Origin of the sequence: Actinacidiphila oryziradicis (assembly GCF_005047355.1) — a bacterium.
Classification (GTDB): domain Bacteria; phylum Actinomycetota; class Actinomycetes; order Streptomycetales; family Streptomycetaceae; genus Actinacidiphila; species Actinacidiphila oryziradicis.
Genome location: NZ_SUMC01000009.1, coordinates 53,895 through 66,123, shown reverse-complemented (window position 1 = coordinate 66,123; position 12,229 = coordinate 53,895). Strand labels below are relative to the sequence as shown.

The window sequence follows — 12,229 nt, the reverse complement described above, 5'->3', positions numbered from 1 at the left end:
TGCATCGGGGGAACCGGCAGATGGACAGCACGCCGCGTCTGCGGGCCGACGACAGGCCCGAGTTCGAGGGTGTCCTCGACGAAGCCCTGCACAGCGAGGAGATCCAAAGCCGCCTGCGCGGCTCCGGGACCGGGCTGGACAGCGAACAACTGCGCACCCTCACACTGCGCGCCGCAGAAATGATCGCGACGGCAGCCGCGCCCGAATACGGCGCCTACGTCGCCCTGCTCGACCGGGAACATGCGGCATCCGGCGCGGACGGCGATCGTACGGCGGCCCGGGGCGCGGGGCTGGTACCGCTGCTGGCGGTCCTGGTGCCCTTCCTGGCGGGCATCGCCGCCTTACTCCTGCTGGCGCTCGGATACGGGCTGAGGGCTGCCGGCGGCGGTATCGCGATCGCCGGGCCGCTGATCGCCTCCGGGCTGATAGCGGCAGGAGTGTGCGTCGCAGCCCTCGTCGTCGCCGTCGTCGGTCTGCTGCTGACGGCGGTACGAGGCGGTTCCGCCTCCCGGGGCGGGCGGGTGGCCGAGGCACGGGCCGCCTGGCGGAGCGCGCTGCGGGACCGGGGAGTCCTGCCGTACCTGAGGCGGCAACTGGCCGACCAGGCCCCGGGCGACGGTGGCGGAGGCGGAGGCGACGCGACGTCAGAACCGCCCGGCCGGGAGTCGGTCTGATCCGATCGGCACGGGCTCTCGTCCACGGTGTCGTCAGGTGGCGTCGGAGTCGTACGGGACAGGCGGGCGATCCGGGGCCCGGCCGGGGTCCTGTTGGATGAGGTCGACGCTGTCGCCGGCAGTGCGTACCGCCTCGCGTACGGCTTCCGCCTCGTCGTCCAGCCGGAAGCCGTCACGGATCTGGCGCAGTCCCAGGGTGTCGTCGGCCAGCAGGTTCTTGGCCACGAAGGTGCGCGGATTGAGGTCCTCGAACTCGAAGTCCTGGAACTCCGGCCCCAGCTCGGCGCGGATTTCCTGCTTGGCGTCCTCGGCGAACGCGCGCACCTTGCGGAGGACGCGCGCAGCCTGGGAGATCATCCCGGGCAGCTTGTCGGGGCCGAGGACGATGGTGCCGAGGATGACGAGCGCGAGCAGCTTGAGCGGACTGAGGTCGAAGAACACCTTCGTCTCTCCTCGGTGAATCGGGCGCCGCGGACCTTGGGCGTTGCCCCCTCCGGCGGAGGGTCGCATAATTGCGCAATGTAGCAAGCTTTACGCCCGCGCGGCAGATCGCCACGGGGATTCGAACCACGGTGGAGGCACCCCGCATGCTCAGGAACGGTCTGGAGCCCTGGCACCTGCTCGTTGTCGCGGTGGTGGTGATCCTGATGTTCGGCTCCAAGCGACTGCCGGACACCGCCCGGGCACTGGGCAAGTCGCTGCGCATTCTCAAGAGCGAGACCAGGGCGATGAAGGACGACGACGCGCCGACCGCACAGACAACGGAGTCGGCCACGCCCGGCGCGGCCGGACAGCCGGAGCCCCGCACCATTCAGACCGCCTCCGGGGAGACCGCCACAGCGCGGCCGGTGGGCGAGACCTCATCAACCATGCGCTGAGCCGCCCCGCGTGTCCCGCTCGGGCCGCCCCGGGCGGGACACGCGGGCGCCCGTCAAGGACCGGTCGGACCGGCGCGCGCTGCCGAACGACGCCCTGCCGCCTGCGGGCACCGAGGTGAACGTGGAGCGTCCGGACCGCGAACAAGTCCGCGATGATCACAGAACTTCTACATGATGTAGTAGTTTCATCGGCGCGGTGCGCTGCCGCCGTGAACCAGTCCGTCGAACAAAGGCCCGAGATGGCGACCTTGACCTATACCGAAGCCGTGGGGGTCGGCCTGCTCCAGGGCGTCACAGAGCTGTTCCCGGTCTCCAGCCTCGGCCACAGCGTCCTGCTGCCGGCCCTGCTCGGCGGGCACTGGGCGCGGGATCTGAACGTCTCGGCCGAGAACTCGCCCTACCTGAACGTCCTCATCGGCCTGCACCTGGCCACCGCCCTGGCATTGATCGTCTACTTCCGGCGGGACTGGGGACGAGTGATCAGCGGACTGTTCAGCTCGATCCGCAGACGCAGGATCGAGACCGTCGACCAGAAACTCGCCTGGCTGCTCATCATCGCGACCATCCCCGTGGGGGTCGCCGGACTCGCCCTGGACAATCTCTTCAGGACCACGCTGGGCAAGCCGATCCCCGCCGCGGCCTTCCTCGCGCTCAACGGCATCGTGCTGTATGTCGCCGAGCGGCTGCGGCGCGGCGGCACCGGCCGCCGCCGGGCCGGGCACTCCCCCGCCCCCGGGGAGGAGCATCTGCATCCGGACGAGCTCTCCGACCGCCGTATCGCCGCGCTGTCCTTCCGCCAGGGAACGATGATCGGTGCGGCCCAGATCCTGGCCCTGCTGCCCGGTATCAGCCGTTCCGGGGTCACCATCAGCGCCGGCATCTTCAGGGGGCTGTCGCACGAGGACTCCGCGCGCTTCGCGTTCATGCTGGCCACCCCCGTCATCGCCGCCGCCGCCCTACTGAAGGTGCCATCACTGCTCGGGCATGCCGGCGACGGCATCCGCGGCCAGGTGCTGGCCGGCGGTGTCGCCGCCTTTGTCGCCGGATACATAGCCGTGCGCTTCCTGACCCGGTACTTCGAGACGCGTACCCTCACCCCGTTCGCCATCTACTGCACCCTGGCGGGGCTGGGCAGTCTCGCCTATCTCACGCTCGGCTGAGGGTGCAGCGGCCCGGCGGACCGGGGAGCGGCCGGGAACCCGCCGACCTCGCCCCCGCTGTACGCGGGTCCCTTTCCGCGCAACCATTCCGCGCCTTCAATCGTCCAGGAAGTACGGACGACCGGCGAGTTCCGAGAGATCACTCGGCAACACACCTGCCTATTGCTATATTGCGCAAGTATGCAATCCAAGATGAGGAAGCTCTTCTCCGTCTTGGAAACGGACAGCCAAAACCAGGCCGCTGTTCCTCAACACGGCGGCGGTGTCCTGCCGCCCGACCGCAGGACCCCCGGCTCCACCGTACGAGGGAGTGGCAGATGACCGACCCCGGGGACAGCCCCGGCCGCCAGGCCACGCGCACCCGTGGGCCCGTGCCCTCTCAGCCGCGCACCGGTAACAGTCACGGGCCGCGGCCTGCGGGCGGCCGGGCCGCGGGCCGGGCCGCCGCGCGTTCCCGGGACGGCCGGTCGGGCCGTCGGGCCAAACCGGCGGCACGCCGCCGGCGGATCGCCCGCATCGCCCTGATCACCGTATCGGTCCTGGTGCTGGCGACCGCCGGAGCCGGAGCCTGGTTGTACCAGCATCTGAACGGCAACATCCACAGCCTCGGGCTCACCGACGGCACCAACGGCAACGCGGGGACGGAGAAGGCGGACGCCTTCGGACGGACCCCGATCAACATGCTGGTGATCGGCTCCGACGGCCGCAACAACCAGACCGACTGCAAGCTGGGCGGCGGCTGCGGATCCGCAAGCTCGACGGCCGGGCACAACGCGGACGTGGAGATGGTGGTCCACATCTCCGCCGACCGCTCCAACGCCACCGTGATGAGCGTGCCCCGAGACACCATGACCCAGGTGCCCGCCTGCAAGAACACGGCGACCGGCACCTCGACCAGCGGCTACTACGGCCAGATCAACAGCGCCCTGCAGTACGGCCCGGCCTGCCAGGTGGCCACCATCCACCAGCTCACCGGCATACCCATCGACCACTTCGTGATGCTCGACTTCTCCGGCGTGGTCCAGATGTCCGACGCGGTCGGCGGAGTGTCGGTCTGCGTCAGCAACAACGTGTACGACACGTACTCGCACCTGAAGCTCGCCAAGGGCGCCCACACCCTCAAGGGCGTGGCGGCCCTGGAATTCGTCCGCTCCCGGCACGGCTTCGGCGACGGCAGCGACCTGGGCCGCACCTATGCCCAGCACCTCTTCCTCAGCGCGATGATCCGTAAGTTCAAGAGCGCCGGCACCCTCACCGACCCCACCAAGGTCTACTCCCTGGCCGACGCCGCCACCAAGGCGCTCACCGTGGACACCGGCCTGGGCAGCATCCAGAAACTGATCGGACTCGCCACCGACCTGAACAAGGTCCCCTCCAAGCGCATGACCTTCACCACCATGCAGACAGCCCCCGACCCGTCCAACTCCAACCGGCTCGTCGTCGCCTCGGCAGCCAAGACCCTGTTCGCCACCATCGCGAACGACCAGTCACTGAGTGCCGCCTCGGGGAAGAAGTCCGCACCGTCCGCCTCCACGAGCCCCACCGCCACGGCGACGGTTCCGGCCGCACAGATCGCCGTACGGGTGGAGAACGGCACCAGCACCACCGGACGCGCCTCCGTCATCGCCTCCGAGCTCACAGCCAAGGGCTTCAGCCCCGGTACGACGTCCGCCAACGCCCCCGCCCTGGCGGCGAAGACCACGCTCACCTACGGCGCGGGACAGAAGGCCGAGGCGCAGACGGTGGCCAAGGCACTGGGTCTGTCCTCCTCACACCTCACCCAGGGCACCGCCACCGGCCTGACCCTGGTGATCGGCGCCGACTGGCCCAGCGGCAGCACCTATCCCGGCGGCACCACCTCAGCCGCCTCCGCCGACACCCATGCCGCTGTCTCGAACGCCCACGCCCAGACCGCCGCCGGCAGTAGCTGCGCCAAGGTCAGCCCGTACAAGACCGTCCAGATCGGCGGCGTGGCCATGACTCCGGCCCAGGCGTACGCAGCCGCCACCAAGCAGCCGGACTCGGCCTCATGACCACTCATTTCAAAGATTGCGCAATTCCGGAACCGTGGCGGGCCGTGCCCCGTTCATTCCCGTACAGGTAGAAATCGCAGGATCCGGGAGGTAGCTCGTGGGTGTGACCCTGTCCAAGGGCGGCAACGTCTCGCTGAGCAAGGAGGCGCCGGGGCTGACCGCCGTGGTGGTGGGGCTGGGCTGGGACGTCCGCACCACCACCGGAGCGGACTACGACCTCGACGCCTCGGCGCTGCTGTGTGGAGCGGACGGCAAGGTGCTGTCCGACCAGCATTTCGTATTCTTCAACAACCTCGCCAGCCCCGACCGCTCGGTCGAGCACAGCGGCGACAACCTCACCGGCGGCGGGGACGGCGACGACGAGCAGATCAAGGTCAACCTCGCCGCGGTGGCGGCGCAGGTCGAGCGAATCGCCTTCCCCGTCTCCATCTACGACGCCGAGAAGCGCGGCCAGAGCTTCGGCCAGGTCCGCAACGCCTTCATCCGCATCGTCAACCAGGCCGACAACCGGGAACTGGCCCGCTACGACCTCACCGAGGACGCCTCCACCGAAACCGCCATGATCTTCGGCGAACTCTACCGCCACGGCACCGAGTGGAAGTTCCGCGCCATCGGCCAGGGCTACGCCTCCGGCCTCGCCGGCATCGCCACCGACTACGGAGTCCACGTCTAACGCGGTCCAGTGCGGTGACCGCACTGGACCACCGGGTGCCCCTGGTCGCCGGTTCCGTCCGTAGAGGCCGCGCCTCTCAGTCGGCCGGGCATCGGCAACCACAGACCGGGACCGCCCGCCTCCCCCCTGCGGGCGGTCCCACCACTCACCTCTCGTGGCGGCCGGGACAGGGCGCCGAGCCCATCTGGTCGACCTGGCTGCCGGGTGACCGACGGACCGCCGCCCCGCTGAGCGTTCGTCAGCCGCGGCTCTGGGTGACGTGCCCTGCTGTGGCCCAGTGGGCGCGCAGGCGGTCCAGATAGGACTGCGCGGTCGCACCCGGCTTCACGCCCCGGGCGAACGCCTGCATGTTGGCCGGTCCGGCGTTGTAGCCCAGGGCCAGCAGCTCGTTCCTGCTGTAGGGGGCGGTCCATCGCGCGGGCAGCCCCGCCGCCAGGTCGTGCAGGTACCAGGCTGCCGACTCGATGGCCAGGCCGGGGTCATCGGGCAGTTCCTGCCAGCTCCGGTCGGCGAAGTCGCGGCCCTTCTTGGTTTCGTCGAAGGCGGCCTTGTGCATGTTGGCGACGCCGAACGCGGCGTCCGGCTTGATCCGCTGCCAAGCTCGCTCAAAAGCAGGGTCGTGCGGTTTATAGGACTCGTTGTACAAGATCGCCATCAGCAACTGCGGGGAGAGACCGGCCTGACCCGCGTACAAACGCACCTGCGCCGCGAAACGCGCTGGATCCTGGTCGGCGGTCCCCGTCGCGGTGGGCCGGCCGATCGCGCTCGGCCTCGGTGCGGTGGTGACGCTGGGCATCGCGGAAGCCGTCGCCCCGTGTTCGGAGCTGATGCCGTGTCCGCCGCGCGCCATGGCCCACCCGGCCACCAACACGGCTGCAGCCGCCGGCCAACGCCACCTCCCCCGAAGTCCTCGCACCCGCTGCCTCCTGCCGCGTCCCCGTATCTGTGACCGTCGTGCTCTGATTGTCCGCCCAATGGCGGGCGGGAAGCACCGGGGCCTCAGGTCATCGTGAGGCGGAGGGCTCCGTTATCTGGGCCAGCGCGATCGATGCCAATGTGAAATCTATAGCCGTTGCTAATTAATTCTACTTCTGCTATACTGTCAAAATTGCGAAGTACGGTTGGTGTCGTGTCAACCAACGGACAACCCAGCAGCACCGCTTTGACAGCCGCGGCCGCACGCGCCGCCCACTTGATCGTCGACCAGCCACCGGTGATCTTCGCCGACACACTCGCCGAATCACTGCTGAGCGATCAAGCCGAGCAGCTTCTCGGCTACCACCGCGCCCACGGCAACCACCTCGTGCTGGCCACCGCCAGAGCCCAAGTCACCTGCCGCAGCCGCTACACCGAGGACCGTGTCGCCGAGAGCATCCGCGCCGGCATACGCCAGTACGTCATCCTCGGCGCCGGCCTCGACACGTTCGCCTACAGATCTGAACTGGCCCCCCAGGTCCGTATCTTCGAGGTCGACCACCCCGCCACCCAGCAGGACAAGAAACACCGGCTGACTGCCGCAAACATCCCGATCCCCGACAACGTCACCCACGTGGCACAGGACTTCGAGAGCGAGACCCTGGCCGACGGCCTCGCAACGAATGGCTTCGATCCGAGCCGGCCCTCGATCATCGCCTGGCTCGGCGTGAGTATGTATCTCACCCATACGGCCATCAGTGAAACCCTCAGTGCGATCGGGGGCTTTGCGCCCGGCACCGAGATCATCATGGACTACATGCTCCCCAAGAGCCTGCGCGACGCCACGGCCCAGACCTACGTCGACCTCGTCGCGCCCAACGCCGCCGAACGCGGCGAACCATGGCTGACATTCCTCGACCCGCAGGAACTCACCACGCTGCTGTCCGGCCACGGCTTCCAACTCATCGAGCACGTCCGCCAGCACGACATGCTCCACGCCGCTGAGTGGGATCGCCAAGACACGCTCAAGCCGTCCGACCTGTCATGCATCGCCCACGCACGCGTGCGCGGCCCAAGGGACAACTCGACGGGTCAGCCCGAGTGAACCCGCGCTGAGCGCGCGGCAGCTGAATGCCTGAGGTCCCGGGTCCTCCGGCGAGCAGTACGCCGCCCGCGAGGGCCACCCGACCCCCTGGCCGTCGGTCGGCGGGTCACCTCCGCCACGCGTCGGCCACCAACCCGAAGATCACCTCGTCGGCGAACTCGCCGTTGACCCACGCCGAACGGTGAAGTGTCCCTTCTTGGGTGAACCCGGCGCGGGAGGCCGCGCGGATCATCGCCGTGTTATCCGCAAGCGTTTCGATCTGCAGCCGGTGCAGGCCGCGCACCGCGAAGCCGTAGTCGCACAGCACCTGAACGACGTCGACGCCGAGCCCGCGTTTACGGAATTCCGGCCGCAGGGAGATGCCCAGGTGCGCGCTCCTGTTGTGGGTGTCGATACCCCACAACAGCGCCTCCCCGGCCAGTTCGTCGTTTTCGAGGGACACAACAGAGAAGCAGGCAGCCTCATCACCAGGATCGGCGACTGCATACGGCGATGCCGCTGAGCCCGGCGCGATGGGGCGCCAGGGCCGCGAGTCGGCTCTCGATCGCGTGGCAACGTCGTCGTAAAGCTCGGAGTGCAGGACCGGGACGTCCGACTCGTACCGGGCCCGGAGCCCGATCTTGTTTCCTCGCAGCATGAGCTGTTCCTATCCGACTCGCTCCGCGGCTATCAACCTAATTGTTGGGTGTGGCTACGGCGGCCAACACTTTCGCGACAGACCCCTGGGCGGCACCGGTCAGGTGGCACATGAGCATCGGTTCCTTTCTGCCGGGCGCACGGTCGCGCCCGGCGTGACGGCCGGCGGCTGGACGCTGCGGATCAGTGCCGCCTTGGGTCATTGGTCCTCGGAAGGCTTGCCTCCGGCGGGTGCCTTCCGGGCGGCGCCGACAATGCGCCGGGCGAGTTCCAGGCGGGGCGCGTCGAGCATTTCCCCGTCGAGACGCATGGCGGCGCCGCCGGAATCTCCCGCCAGCTCCAGCACGCGCGCGGCCCAGCGCAGCTCATCGGCGGACGGCTCGAATGCGCTGTGCACCGGGGGGATCTGGCGCGGATGGATGCACAGCTTCCCGGTGAAGCCGAGGTCGGCGGCGTTGCGGGCGGCGGTCCTCGTTGCCTCGTCGTTCTCGATGTCGGGCTGCACCCCATCGACCGGCCCGGGCAGCCCGGCCGCTCGGGAGGCGATCACCAGGGCGCTGCGCGCGAACAGCAGTTCCCGCTCGTCGGCGCTGCGGGCCGTAATGCCGGCGTCCAGGGCGAAATCCAGGTTGCCGAACATCATGCGGGTAACGCCCGGAGCCTGGGCAATGAGATTCGCGTCACGCACACCGCGGGCGGACTCGATCAACGTGAATATCGGAACCCGCAGGCCAAGGGCTGTGAGCACCTCGGCCACCTGCTCCGGGGACTCGGCCTTGGGCAGCACGATCCCGGCCGGTCGGCCGGCATCCGCGAATGCGGCCAGATCGTCGGCGAACCAAGGAGTTCCGGCCCCGTTGACACGGACCAGCGCCTGCTGCTGGTCTCTCACGTGACCGGCGACCAGTGCTCGCGCGCTCGCCTTGTCCTGCGGGGCCACGGCGTCCTCCAGATCGAGGATCACCGCGTCCGCGCCGCTGGCGGCGGCCTTGGCGAAGCGGTCGGGCCGGGTCCCGGGTACGAACAGGAATGAGCGTGCTCCGGCCCCGTAGACCTGACCGGTCATTGGCTGCCGTCCGGTGCGTCGAGCCCCGCGGCCTTGAGGGACCGGGCGTCCCACTTGGGCTCGACCGAGGCCCGCCCGGGACCGTGGCCGCGCCGGTAGACCAGCAGGGTCCGCTCGAAGGTGATGACGATGACGCCGTCCTGGTTGAAGCCGATGGTGCGCACCTCGACGACGCCCACGTCGGGGCGGGAGCCGGACTCACGGACCGAGAGGACCTCGGACTGGGAGTAGATGGTGTCGCCCTCGAAGACCGGGTTGGGCAGTCGCACCCGGTCCCAGCCGAGGTTGGCCATGACATTCATCGACACGTCGTGCACGCTCTGGCCGGTGACCAGGGCGAGGGTGAAGGTGGAGTCGACCAGCGGACGGCCCCATTGGGTGCGCGACGCGTAGTGCCTGTCGAAGTGCACCGCGGCGGTGTTCTGGGTGAGTAGCGTCAGCCAGCTGTTGTCCACCTCCATCACCGTCCGCCCCAGCGGGTGGCGGTAGACGTCACCGACGGTGAAGTCCTCCAGGTAGCGGCCTTCCCAGCTGATGGTGGCGGTGCGCTCGGACGGAGGCGCCGTCGGGTTGTCGGTCATTTTCGCGTGCCCCTGACTCCGGGATGCCGTCGAGCTCGCCGGCCTGTCCAGAGGCCGCTGCGACTCAGCCAAACTCTATAGACTATAAAGTTGACAGTCAATAAGATATTCTATAGAGCATGGCAAAAAACGGCGGCGCAGGCCTTCCACTCGCAGGCATCACCGTGGTCACGCTCGAACACGCGGTGGCCGCACCCTTCGCGACCCGGCAGCTGGCGGACCTCGGCGCCCGGGTAATCAAGATCGAACGACCGGGTACGGGCGACTTCGCCAGGCAGTACGACGAGTCGGTGGGCGGCCTGTCCAGCTACTTCGTGTGGCTGAACCGCTCCAAGGAGTCCGTGACCCTGGATGTGAAGTCGCCCGAGGGACGCGACATCCTGCACCAGCTGGTCGGCCGGGCCGATGTGCTGGTCCAGAATCTCGGCCCCGGCGCGGCGGACCGGCTCGGGCTCGGGGCCGCAGCCGTCCGCGAGCGGGACCCGTCGAAGATCGTCCTGAGCATCACCGGATGGGGCAGCGACGGACCCTGGGCCCAGCGCAAGGCGTACGACCTGCTCGTCCAGTGCGAGGCGGGCCTGGTTTCGCTGACGGGTTCGCCGGACGAGCCCGCCCGGGTCGGCATCTCCGTGGCAGACATCGCCGCGGGGATGTACGGATTCAGCGGCGTCCTGGCGGCCCTGTACCAGCGGCGCGCCACCGGCGAGGGCGCAGCCCTGGAGGTGTCACTCTTCGAGGCACTGGCGGAGTGGATGGGCCAGCCGGCGCACTACACCGCGGGCAGCGGCCGCCAACAGCCGCGCGCCGGAGCCCAGCACGCCACCATCGCCCCCTACGGTCCCTTCACCACGCGCGACGGTCACACCATCTTGATCTCGATCCAGAACGAGGCGGAATGGACCCGGTTCTGCGACACGTTCCTGGCCGCCCCTGAAACCGCCACGGACGAGCGCTTCGCGACCAACACTCTCCGGGTCGCCAACCGCACGGTGCTGGACAAACTGATCGCCGGGCGGTTCGGCGAACTCGACGCCGCCCCGGCCACCGCGCTGCTCGACCTGGCCGGGACCGCCAACGCCGGACTGAACACCGTGTCCCAGTTCCTGGCCCATCCCGTACTGGGCGAACGGGACAGATGGCGGGATGTAGCCACCCCGGCCGGCACCGTCCGGGCACTGCTGCCCCCGATCAGCTTCGGCCACGACGAACCGCGGATGGACCCGGTCCCGGCGCTCGGCGACCACACCGGCCACGTACTCAAAGAACTCGGCCTCTCACCCGCCGCCATCGCCGCGCTCCACGACCGGCACATCATCTGATCCCGAAATACCGACGAGCAGGGGACTTTCCACCATGGAGCTGGACGCCGAAGAACAGGCCATCGTCAAGACCGTCAGGGACTTCGTCGACCGGGAGGTGAAGCCGGTCGTCCGGGAACTGGAGCACGCGAACACCTATCCGGAGGCGCTCATCCAGCAGATGAAAGACATGGGGATCTTCGGTCTCGCGATCCCGGAGCCATACGGATTCGTACAGGTCTCGACGCCCTGCTACGCGCTGGTCACCGAGGAGCTCGCGCGCGGCTGGATGAGCCTGGCCGGCGCCATGGGCGGTCACACCGTGGTGGCCAAGCTGATCCTCACCTACGGCACCGAGGAGCAGAAGGAGAAGTACCTCCCCAGGCTCGCGACCGGGGAGCTGCGCGCGACGATGGCACTGACCGAGCCGGGCGGTGGATCGGACCTCCAGGCCATGCGCACCGTCGCGCGGCGCGAGGGCGGCGAATACGTGATCAACGGCTCCAAGACCTGGATCAGCAACGCCCGCAGGGCCGGGCTGGTGGCCCTGCTCTGCAAGACCGACCCCGCCGCCGAGCCCAGGCACAAGGGCGTATCCATTCTTCTGGTGGAGAAGGTCCCCGGCTTCACGGTGTCCAAAGACCTTCCCAAGCTGGGCTACAAGGGCGTGGAGAGCTGCGAGCTCACCTTTGACGACGCCCGGGTCCCGGTTGACGCGCTGCTCGGCGCCGAGGAGGGGCAGGGCTTCGGCCAGATGATGAGGGGGCTGGAAATCGGCCGGATCCAGGTCGCCGCCCGCGCGACGGGCGTGGCCAGAGCCGCCTTCGACGACTCGCTGGAGTACGCCCAGCAGCGTGAGAGCTTCGGAAAGCCGATCTGGCAGCACCAGTCCGTCGGCAACCATCTGGCCGACATGGGCACCAAACTCGCCGCCGCACGGCAACTGCTGCTGCATGCCGCCGAGCGGCTCGATTCCGGCCACCGCAGCGACATGGAGGCGGGCATGGCCAAACTGTTCTGCTCGGAGACCGCGATGGATATCGCCCTCACCGCGATCAGGGTTCACGGCGGCTACGGCTACTCCACCGAGTTCGACGTCGAGCGCTACTTCCGCGACGCCCCCCTGATGATCGTGGGTGAAGGCACCAACGAGATCCAGAAGAACGTCATCGTCAAGCAACTGGTCGAACGCGGTGGCCTCTCATGCTGA

General features: G+C 68.7%; 13 protein-coding genes. 8 read left to right on the top strand and 5 right to left on the bottom strand.

From position 1 onward, the window contains the following. Positions 1-20: 20 nt before the first annotated feature. Positions 21-674, top strand: a complete 654-nt coding sequence (locus tag FCI23_RS12510; protein ID WP_136723592.1) for a hypothetical protein — start codon at positions 21-23, stop codon at positions 672-674. 33 nt (positions 675-707) lie between these two features. Here FCI23_RS12510 and FCI23_RS12505 read toward each other — a convergent pair whose 3' ends face one another. Beyond that, positions 708-1,115 (bottom strand): Sec-independent protein translocase subunit TatB, encoded by a 408-nt coding sequence (locus tag FCI23_RS12505; protein ID WP_136723591.1) that lies wholly within the window; start codon positions 1,113-1,115, stop codon positions 708-710. Positions 1,116-1,261: 146 nt separating this feature from the next. On the opposite strand from FCI23_RS12505, the gene tatA reads away from it, so the two are divergent. The 4 genes from tatA (at position 1,262) to FCI23_RS12485 (ending at position 5,418) form a co-directional block, all read left to right on the top strand. Continuing rightward, a complete protein-coding gene (gene tatA / locus FCI23_RS12500; RefSeq protein ID WP_136723590.1) occupies positions 1,262-1,552 on the top strand; it encodes a Sec-independent protein translocase subunit TatA in 291 nt (96 codons plus the stop codon). A 209-nt stretch (positions 1,553-1,761) separates the two neighbouring features. Next, the gene (locus FCI23_RS12495; protein ID WP_246143666.1) at positions 1,762-2,712 is read left to right on the top strand and encodes an undecaprenyl-diphosphate phosphatase; all 951 of its coding nucleotides are present in this window, start codon (positions 1,762-1,764) and stop codon (positions 2,710-2,712) included. 317 nt (positions 2,713-3,029) lie between these two features. Further along, positions 3,030-4,745: an LCP family protein gene (locus FCI23_RS12490; RefSeq protein ID WP_211265296.1), complete on the top strand. Its 1,716-nt coding sequence runs from the start codon at positions 3,030-3,032 to the stop codon at positions 4,743-4,745. Between the two features lie 97 nt (positions 4,746-4,842). Beyond that, complete coding sequence (locus FCI23_RS12485) at positions 4,843-5,418, top strand: TerD family protein (RefSeq protein WP_136723589.1); 576 nt, start codon at positions 4,843-4,845, stop codon at positions 5,416-5,418. 238 nt (positions 5,419-5,656) lie between these two features. Here the strand turns inward: FCI23_RS12485 and FCI23_RS12480 are convergent, their stop codons facing one another. Next, positions 5,657-6,268: a transglycosylase SLT domain-containing protein gene (locus FCI23_RS12480; RefSeq protein ID WP_136723588.1), complete on the bottom strand. Its 612-nt coding sequence runs from the start codon at positions 6,266-6,268 to the stop codon at positions 5,657-5,659. A 279-nt stretch (positions 6,269-6,547) separates the two neighbouring features. On the opposite strand from FCI23_RS12480, the gene FCI23_RS12475 reads away from it, so the two are divergent. After that, positions 6,548-7,438 (top strand): class I SAM-dependent methyltransferase, encoded by an 891-nt coding sequence (locus tag FCI23_RS12475; RefSeq protein ID WP_136723587.1) that lies wholly within the window; start codon positions 6,548-6,550, stop codon positions 7,436-7,438. Positions 7,439-7,544: 106 nt separating this feature from the next. Here FCI23_RS12475 and FCI23_RS12470 read toward each other — a convergent pair whose 3' ends face one another. The 3 genes from FCI23_RS12470 to FCI23_RS12460 form a co-directional block, all read right to left on the bottom strand. Then, on the bottom strand, positions 7,545-8,075 hold the full coding sequence (locus FCI23_RS12470) for a GNAT family N-acetyltransferase (protein ID WP_136723586.1): 531 nt from the start codon (positions 8,073-8,075) through the stop codon (positions 7,545-7,547). Between the two features lie 198 nt (positions 8,076-8,273). Continuing rightward, positions 8,274-9,140 (bottom strand): HpcH/HpaI aldolase/citrate lyase family protein, encoded by an 867-nt coding sequence (locus tag FCI23_RS12465; RefSeq protein WP_136723585.1) that lies wholly within the window; start codon positions 9,138-9,140, stop codon positions 8,274-8,276. Then, a complete protein-coding gene (locus FCI23_RS12460; protein ID WP_136723584.1) occupies positions 9,137-9,721 on the bottom strand; it encodes a MaoC family dehydratase in 585 nt (194 codons plus the stop codon). Before FCI23_RS12460 ends, FCI23_RS12465 begins: the two co-directional genes overlap by 4 nt. A gap of 119 nt (positions 9,722-9,840) precedes the next feature. Here FCI23_RS12460 and FCI23_RS12455 point away from each other — a divergent pair, with 119 nt between their 5' ends. Next, the gene (locus FCI23_RS12455) at positions 9,841-11,040 is read left to right on the top strand and encodes a CaiB/BaiF CoA transferase family protein (protein ID WP_136723583.1); all 1,200 of its coding nucleotides are present in this window, start codon (positions 9,841-9,843) and stop codon (positions 11,038-11,040) included. A gap of 34 nt (positions 11,041-11,074) precedes the next feature. Next, complete coding sequence (locus FCI23_RS12450; RefSeq protein WP_136723582.1) at positions 11,075-12,229, top strand: acyl-CoA dehydrogenase family protein; 1,155 nt, start codon at positions 11,075-11,077, stop codon at positions 12,227-12,229.